We start from the raw sequence: 22,519 nt of genomic DNA on the forward strand, positions 1-22,519 counted from the left end.
ACTCCATTCCATGTTGGGTTATCAAACACCAGCAAAATTTGAAGTCAAATTGGTCGCTTAGCAATGTGTCCGATTTTCCCGGGCAAGATCAGTTTAATGATTTGATAGACGCTTGTAATAGATATATTGCTCACTTAGAACAAGATATAGGGCGTTATTTTAAAGTATTGAAGGCAAAAAGTGGTCTACAAGAGGACTGGGGATGTGATGTAATTATTAGTAAGGCAAATTCCGGTCTTTCCCTCACGTGGAGTGTTGGGTGTACCAGTGAACACTCAATCACCCTATGTCCAGAGCTCTATTTAGCGATAAAAAAACATAACCTTGTGTCCGCCCTGTTAATGGAGTTAAATAACCCTCAGATCTCACCTGAACATAAGCTCCAAGGGGTAAATGGGTTATTATCCGAAGAAAAGAAGAAAATTTTAAAAGAGCCTTACTCGCAATCGCTAAAGTCCAAATTATTCAAAACCAAAGGCGAAGCTTTTCTAAAAGAAACTGTAAAAATTTGTAGAAGAATACATGCTATCCTAGAAAGTGAAAATCAATCTGAATCCGCTCCTTCATAAGCAAGACAAAAATAAAAGTGTCAGTTTTGACTATAGTTAAATGGAATATTAAACACTAAGCAGGGAATGGAGCTCGAGTCATGAATCGGATCAATGTAAGTTCACATGCGCCCTGGGAATCTATTGTGGGTTACTCCAGAGCTGTACGCGTGGGCAACTGTATTACGATATCCGGTACGACCGCCACGAATAAAGAAGGAAAAATTGTAGGTCATGGTGATATCTATCAACAAACCATTCAAACCCTTAAAAATATTGAACCTGCAATTCAAACTATCGGTGCCCATTTAGAGGATATTGTTCGTACGCGAATTTATGTGACAGATATTCGTCAGTGGGAAGCAGTGGCGAAAGCGCATGGCGAGTTTTTTAAAAGTATTCGTCCTGCGACGAGCATGGTTGAAGTGAAGGCATTGATTACTCCCGAAATCCTTGTCGAAATTGAAGCAGATGCCTATCTTGATCCTCTTATTTTTAGGCCTGCCTTGAAACATGAAATGAGTTGGATCAATGCGATTTATCACGAAATCGGATTTGTTCCTTCTATCCATGAAAAGGAAAACAATATTATTGCTGAATGCGATAAAACCCCCATAGGGATAGCACGACTGGTTCCTATTGACAGAGAGCAAGTAGAACTTGGTGGTATCTATGTCATGCCTGAATACCGACATCTTCATATTGCTGTCAAATTAATCGAATACATGATCGATCTAGGTCGGGCGTGGAAAACGGTTTACTGTGTCCCCGATTCAAGCATGATTAGCTTTTATGAGCGTTTTGGGTTTAAAAAAGAAAATAATTTTGAAATATTACCAGTCTACTTAAAAGACAAATACCACTGGCCACCCAAAAATAAAGAGGGCTCCTCTTTTTATTTAGTCATGCATTATAGCAATCTGCGTACAGATGGAGCCCACAACGTGAGCCTAAAACCGAGTTAAGCGCATTTCTATTTAAAAAGGACTCGCATTGATTGCCATAAATGATAACCGAGCGTTGGTTTTGAGTGGAAATTAAGACAACAATCCAGTCACTCAGTAAAAATTCGGTGAGCTTATTGGATAAAATGACAAATTAATCGTGTGCGAGGGGCGAAATTTTATTAGGGATTTCATGGGTTCCCTTTAGCTTACTTTTGCCCTCAAAGCGATTATTCAACAAACTAAGTAAGGCGCCAAAGAGAAGAACGAACACTCCGATAGCCTGCATAAAATTAACTTTCTCATTCAAAAGGAGGATGCCAAAAATGACAACGAAGACAGGCTCTAACACGGACAATATCGATGCTTGAAGCGAGCTAATTTGTTTTAATCCTTTCAATAGCAAAACAATGGGTAAGGCAGTACAAATAATGCCTATCCCACAGATGTTTATCCAAACAGACACAGCAAAGGGTACTACAAATGTTTTTTCAAGTATTGCAGCGATTAAACAGGTGAATGCGGAGCCCAATGAAACCCATAAAGTAGACACAAGCGGAGGTACTGGACTTGTTTTGCTGGCAATAATGTACAAAGCATAAAAAAGTGCAGATAGCAGTGCCATGCTAAGACCAATAAGATTAAAATTAAATTGACTACCTCTCATTAAACAAAGCATGCCAATTAAAATAATCAACAACGCAAGGTAATAAATTCGACTGACTTTTTGCCTATAAAGCACGAAATTAATGAACATAACCATGGCTGGGTAAGTAAAAAATAAAACCATAGCTAAACCTGAGCCAATGTATTTAGCGGCTATAAAATAAAAAATAGAAGTACCACCATAAAAAGCGATACCATAAAAAAAGACTTTGATGAGTTCATATAAAGGTACTTTTAAAGCATTAGGCTGAGGTATTAACAAGACAAAAATAAATAAGCTTGACACTAAAAAGCGCCAAAAGAGCATCGTAGAAACAGAAATGTTGGCATTGACAACACTGATCCCAAAATAGCCTATTAGGCCAAACAGAAGGCCTGATAATGCCGCATAAAATGCCCCATAATTCTTTGCAGACAAGAAAAATGCCTTCATTAAGCTGAGTTTGCTTCTATTTTATCAGACTTTGGCTGAAAGAGGTTACTGCCAAGAGTCGGGAGGTCCTTCGCGTTGCTCAGGATGACGGTGGTGTTGTCGTCCTTAGCGAAGCGAAGGATCTCCTTGGTGGAGCTACTGTCAAGAGTCGGGAGGTCTTTCGCGTTGCTCAGGATGACGGTGTTGTCGTCCTGAACGTAGTGAGGGATCTCCTTGGTGGAAGTTACTGCCAAGAGTCGGGAGGTCCTTCGCGTTGCTCAGGATGACGGTGGTGTTGTCGTCGTCCCGAACGTAGTGAGGGATCTCCTTGGTGGAGCTACTGCCAAGAGTCGGGAGGCCGCTCGCTTTTGCTGAGGACGACACTGACTACAACACAGAAATTTTATTTCCGCGTTTTTTTAACATTCTGCTTTCTTGTTAAAGTTGATGTTGTTTCTCTTGTTTTTTTAGTCATTCCATCCATAATCCCTTGAGCTCTGTTCATTCCTTCATTTAAATTTTTCATTGCCTCATCAGAGGTGAAAAACAAATTTCGTTCAAATATCTCAGCAGCTTGTTCAAAGTAGTCAAGCATTTTGTGTCCATTATTGACAAACATTTTCATGCTCTTATCAAGAATATCTTGTGGATGCTTTAAATTAGACCATTCACCGGGCCTGATATAGGATAAACTTTTAAGCGTTCTCATGTTCAATTCCATTAACTCCGGTACCGGATTTTGTAATCGATTTAAACTATTTTTTGCGGCTTTTAACATGTCATGTTGCATGGCACTCTCCCTATGCTGGAAATAAATCTAAGCTTAGTTTCTGATTTATTTTTAGTCAAATTAATTTGAGAGGAAAACGCCGTCGCGTTTGAAATTTAAAACCAAGTGCTCGCAGATGAGCTACTAGGCAAAGAACTATAACTGACAAAGTGCTAAATAAAGCTTAGCCTCGGTTTCGCGTACTTCGCGCATGGTGCTTACTTCGCATAGTCGAAGACTAAGACCATGATGTCCTAGTTGCATACGGGGAACTATGCCAAAAGATTTGTCCATTTTTAATATAATGAGATGACAAAACGTTTTGGGTGGTAAAGGGCGCTGATAATACCCATTAAGCATATCGATTTTATCAAATTGTGCGGTATTTCTTATCAACGATAAATAAAGGCTAACTGTCGTACTTAAGGCACGCAAATTATTCAACCAAATGGCAAAATCGCGTTGCCTGATGACAGGATTAGATTCTAACCATAATAGAAGCTGTGGTGAATACATTTCAAAATCATTTGATTGCGAAGGTTGAGTGAGCTTTATTGATTGTAAGAAGGGGTTGTTGTGTATATTTTCACCAAAACGCCCCACGGTATGCGACAAGAGTTGAATTTGATTATATAAATTCCGGTATAATTCTTCTGAAAGCCCCAGCCCTGATTTGTTGAGGGCGTGCTCTATCCGCATTAGCTCTTTAAGAAATCGACTTTTAAGTTCAGGCTTCTCGATTAAATTAGTAATTTCAATGACATTTTTCAATGCATAATGGTGAATAACCGGATGCACTTCTTCGCAGGCTTGGTTTATAGTACGATATAAATATTCTAGTCGCAGAGCAATTTTTGGCAAAAAATGCGTGGCTAATTCAAAGGTAATTATCTCTTCTTGCATAAAAAATTGCTGTCCTTAGCCGGCTTTTGCCCAGTTTATTGTATTCATGGTTTCACTAATGTAAGCGCTTCTCGATGAAAAGGCATGCTTAATTTCGCCATAGAATGATTATTTTTCGAAACGACCCAAATTTATGTTTAAGCGAAAAGCACAGCTTGCCTATTTTCACTGAATTTCTGCTATCATGACTTTTGACTTGCAAATTGTAAATACTGCTGATGTAAAATTTCAACTTTTTTTGCCAAGTCATCAAGAGAACCATCGTTTGTGATGATATCATCGGCAATTTCACGATGAATTGCCTCGTTGGCTTGTGTTGCCAATATCGCTTCGGCTTGTTCCCGAGTCATTTGGTCTCGTGTTCTTACGCGTGCAATTTTTTGTTCGTATCCAGCTACAATAAGTAAAACGCGATCTAAGTAGGGGTAGTCGGCTCGCTTATTCAAAAGTGGAATTTCAATCAGCACATAAGGTCCAATGGATTTTCTGATTTTATCTTGAATATGTTGCCTAATTAGTGGGTGAAGCAGTCGCTCTAACCAGATTCGTTGTTTAGGATCTTTAAAGATCATTTTTCGCAAAGCAAAGCGGTCAAGTTCCCCTCCACCCGTAATAACCGACTGACCAAAATGTTCTGCTATTGAAGTTAGAGCGGGTTGGTTAAATGCTGTAAGTTCACGAGCAGCTTCATCTGCACTAATTACGGCAATACCAAATTCTTTAAAAAAGCGGCTAACAGTCGACTTACCGCTGGCAATATTTCCTGTTAACCCCACACAATACATAAACAGTCCTCTTATTCACTCTTTTGAATTTAAATTTTTACAGGTCATTAAATTGATGTAGCAAGTATCTGGGAAAGCACTGTTTTGCTCGCAATAGGCTTTTGCCGCTATTGCCGCATCATCCCGATGAGTATATACATTACTAGGCCATGATTTTGCCATTTGGTCAAGAGCGGTGCATCGCCACATGGGTCTAGTGGATTTTCCGTTCACAAACGCTTCACATGATTCCTTCGCTGTTTTGCAACTTCTGGGAATCTTACTTTGTTTTTTGCATTCATCAAATGCTTTGTTGACTGCAGAAATTTCATAACTGCTCTCAACAGTCCACTCTTTATTTTCTGCATCAAAGGCGGTGCAGCGCCAAAAATTTCCTTCTAGCGTTTCAGCTGCTAAGGGTGAAGAGATAACCCAGTGAGCGATGAAAAGTGTTATTGTTAAAATTTTGTTCATCCTAAACCTCCTTCAATCATCCGAACTAAATATTCGTAAGATAAGGCTTTTGCAAAATACCATCCCTGCATAAAATTAATTCTATTTTTAAGTAGAAACTGAAGTTGCTCCTCGGTTTCAACCCCTTCGGCAATGATGTTAAGCTCCATATGGTGGGCCAAATGAATAATGGCTTGGTTAAGTGTCTCAGTAATAGCGCCTGTGCCTATTGCTTGGATAAAAATTTTGTCAATTTTAAGGTAATTAAAGGGAAAATGTTGCAGGTACTGTATGCTTGCATGTCCTGTACCAAAATCGTCGATTGCTAAAGAATACCCTCTTATCCTTAAATCATGCATTTTGGCTGCAATTTGAGGATCATTTTGATCCAACAGTTCTCTTTCGGTTAATTCGAACATTAATTGCGGAGGCGGAATTTTGAAATCCGAACACAGTTCATAAAATTGAATAAAAAAATCTTGATCAGAAAAATGGTTGGCCGATAAATTAAACGATAAATAAAAGTGAGGGTGTCGCTTAAGGAAATAATGCATTTGCCGGAAAGTTTTGGCAATGAGCTGCAAAGTAATAGGAACAATTAATCCAGACCGTTCCGCATCACCAATAAATGAATCAGGCATAATAATTTCGTTTGAATCGGTTTGCCAACGAAGTAGAACCTCTGCGCCACAAAATCGATTTTCTAAATGATCTTTAATGGGCTGATAAGCAGGTTGAAAATGGTTTTGTTTAAGTGCATTTGAGAGTGCATAATGCAATGAATAGCGGTTGTTGAGTGCAGAGCGAAATTTGAAATAAATAAGCAACGAAACCAAGGTGATTATAAGGAGCAAAGGTGACTCTTCATAGAGAAAATGTGCATTTGGCTTAATAGGAGCTCCTATAGTAATAATTTCTATATTTGCTAAGCTTTGTAATCGCGCACTCGCTATGTTAGGTGAATCCGAAGAGGGGGGATTGTTGGATAATGATTTATTGCCAATTGCAAGGAGACTTCTCTTTTGATCGTGATCAAACAGTATGATTAATTGATCATTCGAAGAAACGGACTTTAATAGATCTGCAAAAACACTCTGCACAATATAAACGCCCAGGTAGTATTTCCCTAAATGCTGTTGTAGTAAAAAAGCAGGTGCTCTATTGGAATCAATAAGTAAGGGACCATAAAGGAAAGGAGTTCGTTCTGGCGCCTGTGGAAGACTAGGCTGAAAATTGAAAGTTGAGCAAATCACTTTATTATTCTCGTCACTAATCACTGCTGCAGAAATGAAGGGATTGTTAAAGCTAAGAGTAGATAAAATGGGCAGTAAGCCATTCTGGCAGTTTTTAATTTCACGCCCGTATAAGGGTAATGAATAAATTGAACGAAACACGGGGTCGAGTAAATGATCGAATTTAACATTCAATTCATTAGTAATAAGCTGTAATTGCTGTTGGCGTTGCAGCCGATAGTGGTGCCATTGAAGGAAAAGCACAATGATTAGCAATAAAATTGTTGAGAAGAACCAGATTAGGTTTAATGTTCTTCGAGCTTTATCATGCTTCCGATAGCTATTACTTTTCATTTAATTTTTACTATAAGCCATTCTTATAGAGTTTAGGGTGATTTCTGCTAATTTCTCAATGGTTTGGTTATCAATATTCAAGGGAGGAAACCAATACAAGGTATTCCCTAAAGGTCTTAAAAGAGCACCCAGTTGCAGTGCTTCTTGATAAACTCGATAACCAATCCGTTGGGTACCGTAATCGACTAAATCGGCTGCTACAATAGCGCCTACTGATCTGATATTTGTTAATTTGCCGGTAATGGAGGCGATTTCGTGTAATTGATGTTGCATTATTGGGTTAAGTTTCTGAACATGCTCAATTGTTTTTTCATCTTCCATGGCTTTAATTGTTGCCAGTGCTGCGCTCACTCCTAAAGCATGTCCGCTGAAGGTGTGCGAGTGCAGGAAGGTTTTACCCTTGTCATAATCGTCATAAAAAAGCGCATAAATGGCATGGTCAATGAGAACACAGCTAAAGGGAATCGAACCAGACGTCAATCCTTTTGATAAGCAAATTAAATCGGGAGTGATATTGGCATGTTGACAAGCAAGCCATTCTCCTGTTCTGCCTAGGCCTGTCATGATTTCATCGGCAATAAAATAAACGTCATTTTGCTTTGCCCAGAGGGCCAACTTCCTTAAGAAATCTGCACTGTAGCAACGCATGCCATTTGCTCCCTGAACGATGGGTTCAACAACAATTGCACATAAATTCTCTTTCACTCTTTCTAATTGTTCTAAAGTAGAGGGCCAATACGCCTCACAATTTCCCCATAAAGGATCGCTTGGATCAGAAACATAGGGCAATGTCTCAAGGAAATGGCATTGAACGCCATAGTTTTCATAGGGTTTTTTAAAAGAACCTAGATCGCTAATACTGAGTGCTCCTAAGGTTTCACCGTGGTAGCTATTTGGTAGAGAAAAGAATTCATTACGGTGAGACATGCCTTTCAATTGGTTGGCATGAAGCGCAAGTTTCATGGCAATTTCAACCACACAAGAACCATCACTGGCAAAAAAAACATGTTGAAGATGACTCATTTCTGCCATTTTCTCGCCAAACTCAACTAACAAGGGATGAGTGGTATGCGCTGAAATAACATGTTCAAATGAATCAAGTTGTTCTTTAATTGCTGCAATCACTGCGGGATGACCATGGCCTAATGATTTACACCACCAACTGGAAATAGCGTCAATCACCGGACCTTTATCAGTATAAAGGTAACTTCCTTTCGCATGGGTGACGATTAAAGGAGGACATTGTTCAAAATCTTTCATTTGAGTGCAGGGATGCCAAATATGTTTTAAATCTCGTTCAATGAATTGCATTATGTTAACCTTATTTAAAATTTTGGTTGACAAGAAATGGCACGACTCTATCATGTCCGGCATGATAAAAAAAAGGGGTAATCAGTGAGTAAAAACAGTCACCGTTGGACATTAGCAGAAGTAGCCCGAATTTATGAGCAGCCGTTTAATACGCTATTGTACACTGCGCACAGTATTCACAAAGAAAACCATGATGCAAATGCATTGCAGTTGGCAAAATTACTCAGCATTAAAACAGGAGCTTGTCCCGAAGATTGTGGATACTGTTCACAAAGCGGGCATTATACGACTCATATAGAAAAAGAAAAATTAATGACGGTGGAGCAAGTACTGGCCAAAGCCACTGAAGCGAAAGCCAATGGCGCCAAACGTTTTTGCATGGGTGCTGCGTGGCGTTGCCCACCTAATAAGGCTATGCCTGAATTGAAGGCAATGATCGAAGGGGTAAAAGCAATGGGACTCGAAGCCTGCATGACTTTGGGTATGTTGGAGAAAGATCAAGCTGAAGCATTAAAAGACGCAGGTTTGGATTTTTACAACCACAATATCGATACCTCACCGTCTTATTACGATAAAGTGGTCACCACCCGGCGTTTTAGCGAAAGATTAGAGACGTTGGAAAACGTGCGGCAAGCCGGCATTAAAGTGTGTTGTGGAGGTATTTTAGGTTTAGGTGAAACCCGGGACGATCGTATTGAGTTTCTCTTCACCTTGGCGAACATGGAGACTCCTCCTGAAAGTGTGCCTATTAACCGACTCATTCCTGTCGAGGGAACACCTCTTGCCAGCGCAAAGCAGGTCGAAGGAATAGAGTTAGTACGCACAATTGCCACAGCACGAATACTCATGCCCACCAGTGCGATACGTTTGACGGCAGGGCGAACGGAAATGAGCGACGAGTTGCAAGCTCTTTGCTACTTTGCCGGGGCGAATTCCGTGTTTATTGGAGGGAAACTACTCACCGAAGCAAATCCTGAGTGTGATGCTGACCGTGTTTTATTTAAAAAATTAGGACTAAGAGCTTTTGCTGAAGCATGATAAACCAAGCACTCATTGAGCATTTATCTCAACTTAAGCAACGCGGTCTTCATCGTAAGCGACTCTTAAGTGGAGTTGATAAAGAAATAATTAATTTTAGTTCCAACGATTATCTTTCATTATCTGAAGAATGGTGTATTCGCAACGCTTTCCAAAAAGGGTTTGCTCACCATGCCTCAGGGAGTGGAGGGTCAATGGTTATCTGCGGTTATCATCAAAGCCACCGCGAGTTAGAGTGTGCTTTTTCACAAGCTTTAGGTGTTGATGATGCGCTTTTATTCAGCTCGGGTTATGCGGCCAATTTAGGCGTTGTATCCTTATTTGCTCATTTTAATGCTCATTTTTTCATTGATAAAGGCGCCCATGCCTCATTCTATGATGGTTTGCGGCTAACCAATAGCCTTTATACACGCTATCCACACAACGATCTTCAAAATTTAGCCAGTAAATTACAATCAAGTCATTCAAATCCCGTTGTGATTGCGGAAAGTGTTTTCAGTATGAGTGGACAAGAAACTGATCTTCGTAAACTGTCTAACTTGTGTGTTCACTATGGCACGGATTGTGTGGTTGACGAAGCGCATGCTTTTGGCATTTTAGGTGAGCAAGGCTTAGGTGCAGTGAAACAATATGGCTTAAGTCAACAAGAGATTCCCCTACGGATCATTCCTCTTGGCAAAGCATTTGCTTTTCAGGGTGCAGTGGTTGCGGGACAAAGCGAATGGATCGATGCTCTATTGCAATTGGCTCGTTCTCATATCTATTCCACTGCAGTAAGCCCAGCACTTGCTTATGGCATACGGGAAACTTTAGCGTTCATGCTCAAAGCAGAGGATAGACGACAAAAGCTCCGAGATTTAATTGCCTATTTCCAGAGGGCCATTAAGGAGTCTCCTCTAAAATGGCGCAATTCCTCAACCCCCATTCAACAATTGCAGCTCGGTTGTCCACACAAAGCATTGGCTTATGCGAACGAATTGCGAGCTCGAGGCCTTTTTTGTCAGGCAATGCGTGAGCCGACGGTGAGTAAGAAAGACACCGGGTTAAGAGTGATTTTAAATTATCATCATGAGCCGGAGGATGTCGATAAATTGCTCATTGAGCTTGAGCGAATTAGGTGGATGGCGCATAAAAAGCCAGCCATTGTTAATTCTTAAAGCAAAGGGACAAGTCTATTGCTAGCACAGCGCGCTTTGTCAGAATTTGAAACTGAAACGGTAATTTATGAATTTACATATCACAATTAAAGGTCAGGGTTATCCACTAGTGCTTTTCCACGGCTGGGGGTTTGATCATAAAATATGGCTAAATCTTGCTCAGCAACTTGAAAAAGACTATCACCTCTTTTTAGTTGATTTACCAGGGTTTGGTTTAAGTTCACCAATGGATTGGGAAACCTTTAAACAGAATTTACTTCAGCGTTTACCTGCACACTTTCATCTTGCGGGCTGGTCTATGGGGGGACTTTTCGCAACAAGGCTGGCTATTGAAGAACCACAACATGTGATGCGATTGGTGAACATCGCTTCTTCTCCTCGTTTTATTAAAGAGCAAACATGGCCCGGTGTTGAACAAGCTGTTTTTGAGCAATTTTGTATGAATTTAATCACCGATCCTCAGCTTACCCTTTCAGAATTTATTGGTTTACAATTGAAAGATAAAACTTATCAATACGTTAGTGTAGCAATGCCCGAGGCAGCGAGCTTAAAAGAGGGTTTACATCTATTGGCGAATTGGGATTTGAGAGAAGCACTTCATGCATTGACTAGGCCTGCCCATTTCCTTTTCGGGCGTCTTGATACCATCATACCAAGAACCACCCTGGCTGCCATGCAAAAAAACTATCCGCAATTTGATTATTACCTGTTTGGAAAGGCAGCACATATGCCTTTTTTATCTCATCAAAATGAATTTATAACCGTCTTAAAGGACATATTGTTATGAAAATTTTTTTTATCACTGGCACGGATACTGATAGTGGTAAGACTTATGTGACTTGCCAATTATTGAATTTCTTAAATCAACGCCAACAATCCGCGCTAGCCCTTAAACCGGTCGCTTCCGGATGCGATGAAATCAATGGCCAATTGCTCAGTGCCGATGTCTTAGCGTTGCAAAAATACAATTGTAATTCCTCTTTGGAAATTAATGGCTGGAAATTTGCGCCACCCATTTCACCGCATATTGCTGCGAAGAAAGTGAATTTACACCTGTCAATTCAAAAGATTGCTGATTTTTGCTTCGATGAGCGATTTTCTCATTTTGATTATTTGTTCATCGAAGGAGCAGGCGGCTTAATGGCTCCTTTAAATGACGAAGAAACGTGGCTGGATTTTTTAAAATGGACACAGATTCCTGCGATTCTAGTGGTTGGCATGCAGCTTGGATGTTTAAATCATGCATTGCTTACCGATACTGTATTAAAACACAATCGAATTTCTTGTGCTGGATGGATAGCAAATTGCTTAGACAAAGCGATGTTAGCGAAAGATGAAAATATAAAAACGCTCTCGTTAAAAATGCATATGCCTCAATTGGCAACTATTTCGTATGAGGGAAGTCTGACCGATGAACATATTTTGCAGAAATTCCAGTGAAACTGCTGTTAATTTACTCAGCTATACATTGTCCATCTCTTGTTTATTAAGCTATAATAGTTGGTTTTCAGGTTTACACATGAAAAGCGTGATGCGCCTGTGTTTTATCTTCGGAGCTCAGAACCGTTGTTGGGCTGATTGATCTCACGGGGTGCAAAAAGAGGCGTTTAAATTTTCAGTAGACCCATTATAAAAACAGCTGATTGGAGAGTCGTTGATGCCAATTTATGAGTATGAATGCACAAGTTGCCATCATCATTTCGATTTAATGCAAAAAATTAGCGATGCACCTGTAAAACAGTGTCCGCAATGTTTTGAAAACACAGCAGTACGATTGGTTTCAGCAGCTGGGTTTCAATTAAAAGGAAGTGGTTGGTATGTTACTGATTTTAAAAATAATAAAAAATCAGAAGCAAAAAAAGAAACCACTACGAACCCCGATAAAAAGACTGAAGATAAGAAAACTGCAGACGCCAAAACGACTACTGGAACAAAAGGTGATTCTGAGTGAAATCGAAATCCTTGCGAAGTTATCTTCTTACAGGCTTAGTCGTGTGGTTACCTATTGTAGTCACCTTCGTAGTATTGCGCTTTATTATTGATATTTTAGACAATACAATGGCCTTGTTGCCTAAAGCGTACCAGCCTGAACAACTCTTTGGATTTCATATTCCTGGGCTCGGTGTAATTATTTCACTGCTTTTGCTTCTTATAACAGGTATTTTTGCGACCAATTTTTTCGGCTTACGCATTATGGCTTGGGGCGAAGCGATATTAGCTAGAATTCCTCTGGTTCGTTCCATTTACAATGCAGCAAAGCAGATTATTCAAGCCGTGTTTGCAACCAATAGCCAAGCTTTTCGTAAAGTGTTGCTGGTTGAATACCCGCGAAAAGGATTATGGACAATCGCTTTTCTGACTGGAGCACCACATCCAGAAATGAATTCGCTTGCTGGCGAAGACATGGTATCCATTTTTGTGCCGACAACGCCCAATCCGACTTCCGGTTTTTTCATGATGATTCCTAAGCAGGATGCTATTGAGCTGTCGATGACTATTGACGAAGCATTAAAACTGATTATTTCTTTGGGCGTGATGCAACCAGGATTGCAACTGCAGCTTGAGAAATAAACGAAACATTAAAACAGGTGGCGTATGAGATCACATTATTGTGCAAATGTTAATGAAACAATGACTGGAAAGCCGGTAAGTGTATGCGGTTGGGTACATAATCGCCGGGATCATGGTGGTGTGATTTTTTTAGATATACGTGACCGTTCAGGGTTAGTCCAAGTGGTCTACGAGCCAGAACTTGCAAGTGTTTTTGCCATTGCTGAAAGATTACGCCATGAATACGTTGTGCGGGTGCATGGTACTGTCCGCCCAAGACCCGAAGGCATGATCAACGAAAAAATGGCAACAGGCCGTATTGAAATCTTAGGAACCGAGCTGGAAATATTAAACCAGGCCCAAACGCCCCCATTTCTTCCTGATGAACATCAAACGGTCAGTGAAGATCTTCGCTATCGCTACCGTTATCTTGATTTAAGGCGAAGTGACATGCAAAATAATTTAACGCTTCGTCATAATTTGAATCGTTTAATACGCGATTATTTGAATGCACAAGATTTCCTTGATATTGAAACGCCCATGTTGACTAAGGCCACCCCTGAAGGAGCAAGAGATTACCTCGTTCCTTCGCGCGTTCATCCAGGCCAATTTTATGCGTTGCCACAATCACCGCAATTGTTTAAACAGCTATTGATGATGTCTGGTTTTGATAAGTATTATCAAATTGTGCGCTGTTTCCGTGATGAAGACTTACGTGCGGACAGACAACCTGAATTCACCCAGCTCGATATTGAAATGTCTTTTATCGATGAAAAGGTGATTCAACAATTGATTGAAGGCATGCTACAGAAAGTATTCAAGGAGATTTTGGACGTTGAGATAGCTAATCCTCTCCCCAGAATGACATATAGAGAAGCAATGCGACGATTTGGCAGTGATAAACCTGATCTTCGAATCCCCTTAGAACTGGTTGATGTTGCTGATTTGGTCAAAAATTGCGATTTTAATGTCTTTGCTTCTGCTGCTGAAAACAAAGAAGGGAGGGTGGTTGCGTTAAAGCTGCCCAATGGTTGTCGCTTAAGCCGCAAAGAGCTAGATGATTATGGCCTGTTTGTTGGTATTTACGGCGCTAAAGGCCTGGCTTATATCAAAGTCAATGATCGCAGCAAAGGAATTGAAGGCCTACAATCACCCATTCTTAAGTTTCTTTCTGAAGACTGTGTTAATGCCATCCTTAATCGCGTTGAAGCGAACACAGGTGATGTCATCTTCTTCGGTGCTGGCCATGAACAAATCGTGAATGAGTCAATGGGCGCTTTACGGATCAAATTAGGCCATGATTGTCATTTGGTTGAGTCAGGCTGGCGGTTGCTTTGGGTAGTTGATTGGCCGATGTTTGAAAAAGACATTAAAACGAATCAACTGATTGCTATGCATCATCCTTTTACTTCACCGCAGGAATCATCAATTGATTCGCTCAAAGAGAAGCCAACGCAAACACTTGCAAGGGCCTATGATATTGTCATCAATGGATTTGAAATTGGTGGCGGTTCAATTCGGATCCACCAAACTGCAATGCAGCAAGCAGTGTTTGATATGCTAGGCATTGGAAAAGAAGAGGCGAATGAGAAATTTGGGTTTTTGCTTGATGCCCTACAATATGGTTGTCCTCCGCATGGCGGAATTGCGTTAGGGATTGACCGATTAGCCATGTTGTTAACTCATTCCAATTCTATCCGTGATGTCATTGCATTTCCAAAAACACAATCGGCATCTTGTCTGCTGACCGATGCTCCGTCAGCGGTAGGTAATCCACAGCTTAATGAGTTAGGAATTCGTCTTGCACCTTCTTCACAACCCAAATAACTTGAAGCGATCGAATGCCAGCGTAATCTGGCATCGATTGTGGTTTTATTTGTTCCTCAGTCTGGCTTTATTTTGGCCATACTTAACCCCGCTTTATGCAAAATCAGATGGAAGCGCTAATAAATTAATCGAGTATCTGGTTCAGGAAAAAAATAATCTCACGCAAGCCCTTAATGAAACAAAGCTCATTGCCCCCCCTGCTAATCAAGCACAGTATGATAAACGCATGCAAGAAAATCGTGCAATGCTGGTATTAAATCGCGCAAAAACGACCAGTTTGGAGAGTTTTCTTGTTAATCAGAGGAAACTACAACAAGATTACACACTACGGCTAAAAAAGTTACAGCAATCTCCTTTGTCCGATAATAATCAGATCAGTGCGCAGCAACGCATATCGAATTTAAATACTCTCCTTGAGATCAATAAAAAAGGAATTGAATTAATCAGCGAAGATTTAGCGTTGGCCAATCGCTATCAAGATGCTTTAACTGTGCAATCACAACAATTGGAGCTATGGAAGTCCAAAAACCAGATGCATCAACAGTTGGAAAAATTACGCGCGCAAGAAGACAGACTTCGCGAATCGTTAGAAAAGCTTTATGAAAATAGTATTAAGCTTCAACAACAGGCTCAATCAGGCATGGATACTGTGCCTAATTATACGCTAGAAGCGCGGCTATTATTAAATAATCAAGTCATTAATTTAACACAGTATAAAATTGCTGAAATCGATTTGCAGAAAAAATTAGTCAAAGCAGATTATAAACTCGAAAAAAGCCCTGATATCAGAACTCTGCAAGCTGTCACAGAAACTTATAAAAATGCCATTACCCAATTGGTGGAAATGGAAGAGTCGTTAAAAAAAATGGTGAGTATGCTCAATAGCGAACAACTTCAATTTACCGATGCTAATTTGAAACAACAGTTTGCTGCTTTAATTCGCATCATCAATTCCAAAATTGAAGGCATTGTTATCCAGCAACAAACACTGCAAGAAGATCTCGAGAACCATGAACAAGAATTAAAAAAGCAGTTATCCGTCAGGCAAAGTTTATCAGAGTATCGCATTGATAGTTGGCCAACCATCATCGAGCAAGTTTCAAAAATTCCAAGTCAATTTTATAGCTATATCAAATCATTAGTTCTCAAAGTGAAGGATAATTATTTGTGGTTAGATGTTCTTCCAGCCACTTTACTATGGGTAGCATTGACGTTGGTCGTCATTGTTTCTTTCGGTTTACATAAGTTATTAAAACGGCTAACTCGAGATAAAGAGCGTTCACGCTTATCTGGCCATTTATACACAGGAACTTTGACTCTGCTAAGTCGCAATTTGCCGCATTTAACTGCTGCTACATGCCTTCTTTTTTTACTTTATTTTAATCATGTTTTATTCGCTAATTATCAATTACTACTGAACTTAGTCGGGGTCTGGCTTACTTTTCGTACTCTGATTTTAATTGCTAGTTTAGCGCTATTAGAGCGAGTGAGTGATTCATCAGGTAAAGATGTGAGTTTATTTTACCGTCTAAAATGGCTGCTACTAACGGGAGGGTGGGCGACCGCATTAATGGTTATTTCCAATGAGTTACCTTTACCCTCGATACTCCAAGATATTTTTAGCCGTTTGTTTATGTTGTTTTTAGTTGCTGTTTCAGTGGTAGGATGGCGTTCAAAAGAAGTGATTACCCATATCTTACACCCTCTACTGAAATCGAAACGGCGTTATTTTCGCAATGCTGCGATGCTACTTGTGGTTCTCATTCCGCTCACTCTATTTACTACGGCAATTATAGGACTCGTTGGCTATATCAATCTTGCTTGGACTATGAGCCGCTATCAAATGCAAATCCTCTTACTGATTTCAGGCTATGTATTGATTCGAGGCATGCTTTTTGACGCTCTGGAGCTATTATCAGAATGGATGATTTCTACCCTAAGCAACGGTTGGCTGTGGATAGAAGTTGTATTAAAACCTTTGGATAAAATATTCCGTGTGTTGTTGTTTATCGCTAGCGTTTTTATTTTATTCCAGCTATTTGGGTGGCAGTCAGATTCCGCGGTCATTTTGAGTTTACGTGAGTACAGTGAATACCCACTGGTTAATTTATCAGGTATTCATATTACTCCTTTGAGTGTGCTTGAATTTCTTATATTGCTTTCTATTTTTGTTTGGGTAGCTAAGTGGACGCGGGAATTTTGTTACCGTTGGCTTTATCGCGATGCAAGGGATGCAGGTATTCGCAATAGCTTATCCGTCTTTACGCAGTATGCCATTATTTTAATTGGTGGCTTAATTACCTTACGCGTTTTGGGATTAGATTTTAGCGGTATGTCCATGGTCATTGGTGGTCTGGCGGTGGGGATGGGGTTTGGCTTGCGCGATTTTGCTTCCAATATTGTCGGCGGGATAATGCTACTCATTGAGAGACCTGTAAGGGAAGGAGACCTGATAACCATTGGTAATTATGAAGGACGAGTAGCCCACATTGGTATCCGCTCCATGCGTGTTTCCTCTTGGGATAATATGGAAGTGCTTATCCCTAATGCAGAAACGTTTAATAAGCCGTTCACTAATTGGACTCATCAAGACAGCATCGTTCGCACCGTGGTGCCCATAAAAGTAAGCCGATCAGATGACCCTGAAATGATTCAGCAAATTATTTTTGATGCATTAGCGAGTATCCCTGAAATTGTTCTCGATCCACCAGCGCAGGTCTTTTTAAAGCAAATTGATGACGCGTTAATTGAATTTGAGGTGCGTTATTTTATCAATGTTCAAATTCATACTCGCTTTGAAATTCGCTCTAAACTTTTATTTGATATCATGGCAAGGTTTAAAGCTGCGGGAGTTAAACCGCCAATACCGCCCATCAGCATAGAATTAAAAGAAGGTGAAGATGAAGCACCTGTTTTTATCAAAAAGAAAGTTGAACAATGAAGAAGAACTTTTGGATCAGTGTCGCTTAATAGAAGGGGTAAGTTTTTCCCAATTGGCAGACACCTTGCAAATAGCGATACCCACTGAGAGACAACGACGCAAAGGTTGGGCTGGACTTGCAATCGAACTTGCTTTAGGTACGACTGCAGGAACCAAATCCATCCCCGATTTTTCAGAGCTCGGTATCGAGCTTAAGACCTTGCCTCTGAATGAGAAAGGAAAACCGGCAGAATCCACTTTCGTGACCAGTATCCCTCTCCTGACTATTCACCAACAAAGCTGGGTCACTTCTCAATGTTATGCCAAGTTAAAACGTGTTTTATGGTTGCCGATCGAAGGGGACCAAAAAATTCCTTTTGAGCATCGTCGCATTGGCCGAGGGTTTTTATGGTCCCCTAATCAGGCTGAAGAAGCAATACTCGCTGCAGATTGGCATGAATTGGTGTCGATGATTGGAATGGGGCGTTTGGATGAGATTCACGCAGGTATAGGACAGTATTTGCAAGTAAGGCCGAAAGCTGCGAATGCCAAGTCCCTGTGTTATGGTTTCGATAGCGAGGGATCCAAAATTTTAACATTGCCCCGCGGTTTTTATTTACGCAGTCGCTTCACTGAACAGATTATAATTCCTTAACATAGGTTTAGCCTTTGCCCAACCTTAAGATAGTTCGATTGTCTAAAATTGTTAGACCAGTGCCAAATCCTTCCTAAAAATTTATTTAATCCTTAATATTTTGTTAATTAAATTCATCCATAATATTTAGAAATATCTGTTATATTAAAGTCGTTTTATATGAAAATTTCTGTAGCCCAAGCACTCCTGATTCTTATAGATTATAAATCCAAATTTTTAGCTAAGCAATTAGAAGAAAAAGAGTTAAATTTGCAATTAATTGACAATTTAAAATTGCAGTTAACTACGCTTAAAAAATTGTATTTGGTTGGTGCTAAAGATGATGAAAGTCGCGTTGCAATTGTTGATTATTTAAAAGATCCTATTCTGCAAGAATTTGAAATATCAGCTGATCCGGAAATTATTGATAATGATAGTTCGCGTCGATATTTTGAAACTCATCTCGCTTATGAAACACTTGCAAATCACCTTGATAAATTAAGTACTGAAGAACTAGAAAAACATCTGCAGTTGGTGAAGAAAACTGCACCAGATTATTACAGTGATCTTTATGATACCGTTTTAGGTGTTCAGTCTCACAGCTTTGGCGATAACACAGAACGAGAATATGGATATTACCTTAAAAAATTAAAAGATAATGAAATATTCAGCGATTTTTCTGAGGAATCAAGGGAAAAATTAATAGCCCTAGTGTCTTCTGCTTTTGTGGCAATGGTTATCGCTGATAGTAATCCCAAATTATTACCATTAGATATCTATGGAGAAGGGATTTACCTGCCAGAGGAAAGAGGGAAAAAAGTTAGAAATGTAAATAAGAATACGCCGACAAGTGCTCTAGGTCTTCTAAAAACCACTATGCCTATTCCTAGAGAAGACGAAGCACTTATGAAGAAAACCCAAACATTTTTAAAACCTTCAGATCAAGCCACCTACAACGCTGATGCAACATGGGTAAAAGATAATTTTTCAAGATTAGTGCATCCTTTTTCAAACTCAATTTCTGGAACATTGCTTTGCCAGCTTAGGGCTATGCTTAAAATAAAAGACACTGCTTCTGTTCAAGGCCAAAGTATTTATTTATCAGGTGATAAAATGAAAACTTTTTTAACGGTTTTCATTTCTGCTCTCTTGTTTAATTCTGGAGGGCATAGCTTGCATGAGTTTGTTTCCCCCTTAGAGCTTGATAAAGTAAAGAATGCCTTTACCGCTATTAATGGATTTGATTCATTTGATCTTGAAGGGCTTTTCTTAGCAAATAATGAAATAGCATTTGATGAAGCGCTAAAGAAAACAATCGAATACAATAATCAAATTCTCAAGAGAGCCGCAGTGCATGGTGAGATCAAGCAGCAAAAACAATCCTTTAATGAGCAATCACTACGAGCAGCTATTAGCGAGTCACCGTTTGATCAAGATCTAAAAAGCAATTTTTTACAGCAAGTTAATTCCAATGTAGAGAATGCTAAAACCTGTTTTGATTTAGCAGATAAATTACACAGTCTAATTGCTGTAAACAAAGCAAGAGTCAGTGGTGAGTATTTTTCAGTTTATCGACAAGGGGCCTCCAGGCATCAGTTTCTCGAAAAAAATCTAATTGAAGTTATTCGAGAACTTAGTCATGGTAACCTACCCGTTGCAGAAAAATTAATTCAAAGCACAGTTGATGGATTAGGAAAATTTAAATCACATTCTTTGTTTGGTAGTCAAATACCCGAATTGGCGGCGCTTGTTAGTATACAGATGAGGCTACGCACTGTCATTGATACTGATCATCAAATGGAGATTGGACAACTTAGTCCAAGTCAAGTTCATACCAAAGCCCTTGAATAAGAATGAATGGACACAGCAATAGTGGTGATCTCAAAGAAAAATATAATAAGTAGGGTAAAGGCCTCTAATAGTAATTATAAAGCCAAATAGTCTAGATTCCGCCCATGAAGCGCGGAAATAGGCAAAAAGAAAGATATTATGGTTAGAAATTAGATGCGCTTGACCTGTATAATAAGCCTATTAATTTGTATAGATTCCAAGTCTTTGTTATCATATCGCTTACCGCAGTTAAGCTCTCGCGAAGGTTTATGAAACGGATTGATAAAGATGGTAATTATACTACATTCCCGGGTGTCACGGTGATTGCAGCTATTGGAAATAATGCTACTCCTTTTTGGCAAAAAGTTTATGACTTTCTTGTTCATTCTAAAGCGATAAGTGAACATTATAAGCCTTTGCCTTGCACAAGCTACCATATGACGACGTGTAATCTTTATACGAAGGAACAATATCCCGATGATTGGCCGTCTTATGTCACAAAGCAGCTCAATTTTTTACAGAAGCTTCATGCTAAGCTCAGTGAAACCCCGTTAACCCCTGAAATTTCAATCGATGACATAAGTATTCCTGATGTGTTACAGCTGTATGTTTCATTACCTACAGAGCAAGAAGAATTAATTAGGGCCATAGCCAGAGAATTTGGGTTGGAGGACAATGTGCCCAAGGGATTCCATATTACATTAGCTTATGAATATAACCCTATAATCGAGCAAGAAGATTATGATGCAATAAAGAGAGAATGCGAAAAGCTGCTTAAGTTTTGTAAAGAAGAAGGACGCCTTACCCTTGATTGTCCTCAATTATCGTACTTTACTAGCATGGAAAACTTTATTCCTTGGGATGGCAAAACAAATCCTTTCATTGCTCAAGGAGCGAATGATTCTTGTTTTTTCAGTTTGCGCCGGCTTGGCTGTCCAGAACTGGTTAACACCATTTCAAGCTACTTCTCATCCAAATTCTTTTGAGCTTGCAAACAGAGCCTATTTCCCACTTGCATTTAGCCTAAAATAGGGATTACAGTTAGTTACTAACTTATTAAATTTCATGGAGTAAAGGATGAAAAAGCTTTTTGTTTGGACTTTGTCTTCATTGGCTGTAGTAAGTGCATCAAGTTACGCGTCAGAGGACAGTTCTCCTGGACAATTGACAGGTTCGCCCACTCAGCAAATTATGCAATTGAACACACAAATTCAAAATCAATTTAACCAAATTCAATCTGATCAGCAAAAGCAAATAGATAAATTGAACAAGCAAATTCAAAATCAACTTCAGCAAATGCAATCTCAGTTACAAGGTCAAATGCAAAAAATGAATTCTCAACTTCAAGATCAAATAAAGCAAGTACAATCCAATCTTCAGGAACAAATAAAACAAGTTCAGCAGCAAGCAGCACAGCCACAGCAACAGACACCGCAAGCGCAACAACCAGCAGCCAAGTAAAAAGTAAGAAGGTGTAATAATAGCCAGTCTCACTCCAGGTCCCTGAAGCTTAAACTCCAGGGATAACTGTAGATGATGCTCTTTTGTGTTGATAGGTAATTGTATTGCTAATTGCTTATCATGAACTACACTTAATACAGCTTATACACATGAGGGAAGTCCATAATGATGCTATTCTTTCTAAACAAAGGAGAGAAGGGCTAAAACAGGGAGTTAGAAATGACAGAGAAGCATGCAACGTGGCTATTGGTTTTCGATTCAACTTGTTGCCGAATTTATGACTATACAAAACATAAAATAGATTTAATTAAAGAAATCCAGCATCCAGAAAATAAATTAAGGGACATCGAAATTACCTCAGATAAACCTGGACGCTATCAAGCCATGGGGCAAGCTCATGGAACTTACACACAACCCACTGATCCTAAAGAAATAAAAATTGAAAATTTTTCTAAAGAAATAGCGAAGATCCTTGAGTACAATAATACTGTCCATGGATATGAAAAATTAATTCTGGTTGCACCCCCACACATCAATGGTCTTTTGTTGAAACATCTCGATAAACAAGTCAAAAAACGAGTCACACATCATATTGAAAAGGATTTTATTCATCTTTCAGAGGATAAATTATTGGATCATCTTAATGAAGCTTTAGAAAAATGATTTCATCCTAACGTCTCACCCAATGCAACTCTTTAAAGTAGGTTTGGCTTTACTTAATAGCATGCAATGTTTTTTAAATTGTT

23 protein-coding genes are annotated in these 22,519 nt (G+C 39.5%); 16 read left to right on the forward strand and 7 right to left on the reverse strand.

The window, feature by feature from the left end; translation table 11 throughout:
* The coding region (locus B5D33_RS15060; RefSeq protein ID WP_176119748.1) for a hypothetical protein at window positions 1-569 on the forward strand (569 nt) is incomplete at its 5' end.
* 80 nt (window positions 570-649) lie between these two features.
* Window positions 650-1,513 (forward strand): GNAT family N-acetyltransferase, encoded by an 864-nt coding sequence (locus B5D33_RS16700; protein WP_065240024.1) that lies wholly within the window; start codon window positions 650-652, stop codon window positions 1,511-1,513.
* 133 nt (window positions 1,514-1,646) lie between these two features.
* Here the strand turns inward: B5D33_RS16700 and B5D33_RS15070 are convergent, their stop codons facing one another.
* On the reverse strand, window positions 1,647-2,576 hold the full coding sequence (locus B5D33_RS15070; RefSeq protein WP_234802528.1) for a DMT family transporter: 930 nt from the start codon (window positions 2,574-2,576) through the stop codon (window positions 1,647-1,649).
* 231 nt (window positions 2,577-2,807) lie between these two features.
* On the opposite strand from B5D33_RS15070, the gene B5D33_RS16760 reads away from it, so the two are divergent.
* Entirely contained in the window at window positions 2,808-2,945 is a 138-nt protein-coding gene (locus B5D33_RS16760; RefSeq protein ID WP_160158658.1) for a hypothetical protein, read from the forward strand.
* Between the two features lie 28 nt (window positions 2,946-2,973).
* Here the strand turns inward: B5D33_RS16760 and B5D33_RS15080 are convergent, their stop codons facing one another.
* From B5D33_RS15080 to bioA, 6 genes are all read right to left on the reverse strand, one after another.
* The gene (locus B5D33_RS15080; protein WP_133141013.1) at window positions 2,974-3,348 is read right to left on the reverse strand and encodes a hypothetical protein; all 375 of its coding nucleotides are present in this window, start codon (window positions 3,346-3,348) and stop codon (window positions 2,974-2,976) included.
* Window positions 3,349-3,495: 147 nt separating this feature from the next.
* A complete protein-coding gene (gene zapD / locus B5D33_RS15085) occupies window positions 3,496-4,242 on the reverse strand; it encodes a cell division protein ZapD (RefSeq protein ID WP_058452823.1) in 747 nt (248 codons plus the stop codon).
* Window positions 4,243-4,424: 182 nt separating this feature from the next.
* Entirely contained in the window at window positions 4,425-5,027 is a 603-nt protein-coding gene (coaE, locus tag B5D33_RS15090; RefSeq protein ID WP_058452824.1) for a dephospho-CoA kinase, read from the reverse strand.
* A gap of 15 nt (window positions 5,028-5,042) precedes the next feature.
* Entirely contained in the window at window positions 5,043-5,480 is a 438-nt protein-coding gene (locus B5D33_RS15095; RefSeq protein WP_058452825.1) for a hypothetical protein, read from the reverse strand.
* A complete protein-coding gene (locus B5D33_RS15100) occupies window positions 5,477-7,045 on the reverse strand; it encodes an EAL domain-containing protein (RefSeq protein ID WP_058452826.1) in 1,569 nt (522 codons plus the stop codon). The genes B5D33_RS15095 and B5D33_RS15100 overlap by 4 nt, the downstream gene beginning before the upstream one ends.
* Complete coding sequence (gene bioA, locus B5D33_RS15105; protein WP_058452827.1) at window positions 7,046-8,410, reverse strand: adenosylmethionine--8-amino-7-oxononanoate transaminase; 1,365 nt, start codon at window positions 8,408-8,410, stop codon at window positions 7,046-7,048.
* Window positions 8,411-8,440: 30 nt separating this feature from the next.
* Here bioA and bioB point away from each other — a divergent pair, with 30 nt between their 5' ends.
* The 13 genes from bioB to B5D33_RS15170 all read left to right on the forward strand — a co-directional run bounded on the left by bioB (window position 8,441) and on the right by B5D33_RS15170 (window position 22,436).
* Window positions 8,441-9,394, forward strand: coding sequence for a biotin synthase BioB (gene bioB, locus B5D33_RS15110; RefSeq protein ID WP_058452828.1), 954 nt, complete (start codon window positions 8,441-8,443; stop codon window positions 9,392-9,394).
* Complete coding sequence (locus B5D33_RS15115; protein WP_058452829.1) at window positions 9,391-10,551, forward strand: aminotransferase class I/II-fold pyridoxal phosphate-dependent enzyme; 1,161 nt, start codon at window positions 9,391-9,393, stop codon at window positions 10,549-10,551. The genes bioB and B5D33_RS15115 overlap by 4 nt, the downstream gene beginning before the upstream one ends.
* A gap of 67 nt (window positions 10,552-10,618) precedes the next feature.
* Window positions 10,619-11,338 (forward strand): alpha/beta fold hydrolase, encoded by a 720-nt coding sequence (locus B5D33_RS15120; protein WP_058452830.1) that lies wholly within the window; start codon window positions 10,619-10,621, stop codon window positions 11,336-11,338.
* Entirely contained in the window at window positions 11,335-11,991 is a 657-nt protein-coding gene (gene bioD / locus B5D33_RS15125; RefSeq protein WP_058452831.1) for a dethiobiotin synthase, read from the forward strand. The genes B5D33_RS15120 and bioD overlap by 4 nt, the downstream gene beginning before the upstream one ends.
* A 217-nt stretch (window positions 11,992-12,208) precedes the next feature.
* Window positions 12,209-12,502 carry an FmdB family zinc ribbon protein gene (locus tag B5D33_RS15130; protein ID WP_058452832.1) on the forward strand — a complete coding sequence of 98 codons (294 nt, stop codon included), beginning with the start codon at window positions 12,209-12,211 and terminating at the stop codon, window positions 12,500-12,502.
* Complete coding sequence (locus B5D33_RS15135) at window positions 12,499-13,122, forward strand: DUF502 domain-containing protein (RefSeq protein WP_058452833.1); 624 nt, start codon at window positions 12,499-12,501, stop codon at window positions 13,120-13,122. Before B5D33_RS15130 ends, B5D33_RS15135 begins: the two co-directional genes overlap by 4 nt.
* Window positions 13,123-13,146: 24 nt before the next feature.
* Entirely contained in the window at window positions 13,147-14,928 is a 1,782-nt protein-coding gene (gene aspS / locus B5D33_RS15140) for an aspartate--tRNA ligase (protein WP_058452834.1), read from the forward strand.
* On the forward strand, window positions 14,903-17,869 hold the full coding sequence (locus tag B5D33_RS15145; RefSeq protein ID WP_078767501.1) for a mechanosensitive ion channel domain-containing protein: 2,967 nt from the start codon (window positions 14,903-14,905) through the stop codon (window positions 17,867-17,869). Before aspS ends, B5D33_RS15145 begins: the two co-directional genes overlap by 26 nt.
* Complete coding sequence (gene mutH, locus B5D33_RS15150) at window positions 17,829-18,503, forward strand: DNA mismatch repair endonuclease MutH (RefSeq protein ID WP_058452836.1); 675 nt, start codon at window positions 17,829-17,831, stop codon at window positions 18,501-18,503. The genes B5D33_RS15145 and mutH overlap by 41 nt, the downstream gene beginning before the upstream one ends.
* Before the next feature lie 159 nt (window positions 18,504-18,662).
* Complete coding sequence (locus B5D33_RS15155) at window positions 18,663-20,333, forward strand: hypothetical protein (RefSeq protein ID WP_058452837.1); 1,671 nt, start codon at window positions 18,663-18,665, stop codon at window positions 20,331-20,333.
* Window positions 20,334-20,581: 248 nt separating this feature from the next.
* Window positions 20,582-21,298: a DUF1868 domain-containing protein gene (locus B5D33_RS15160; RefSeq protein ID WP_058452838.1), complete on the forward strand. Its 717-nt coding sequence runs from the start codon at window positions 20,582-20,584 to the stop codon at window positions 21,296-21,298.
* 91 nt (window positions 21,299-21,389) lie between these two features.
* On the forward strand, window positions 21,390-21,773 hold the full coding sequence (locus B5D33_RS15165; protein ID WP_058452839.1) for a hypothetical protein: 384 nt from the start codon (window positions 21,390-21,392) through the stop codon (window positions 21,771-21,773).
* Window positions 21,774-21,992: 219 nt separating this feature from the next.
* The gene (locus B5D33_RS15170) at window positions 21,993-22,436 is read left to right on the forward strand and encodes a host attachment protein (RefSeq protein ID WP_058452840.1); all 444 of its coding nucleotides are present in this window, start codon (window positions 21,993-21,995) and stop codon (window positions 22,434-22,436) included.
* The last annotated feature ends 83 nt before the right edge of the window (window positions 22,437-22,519 follow it).

This window comes from Legionella maceachernii (assembly GCF_900167045.1).
Classification (GTDB): domain Bacteria; phylum Pseudomonadota; class Gammaproteobacteria; order Legionellales; family Legionellaceae; genus Tatlockia; species Tatlockia maceachernii.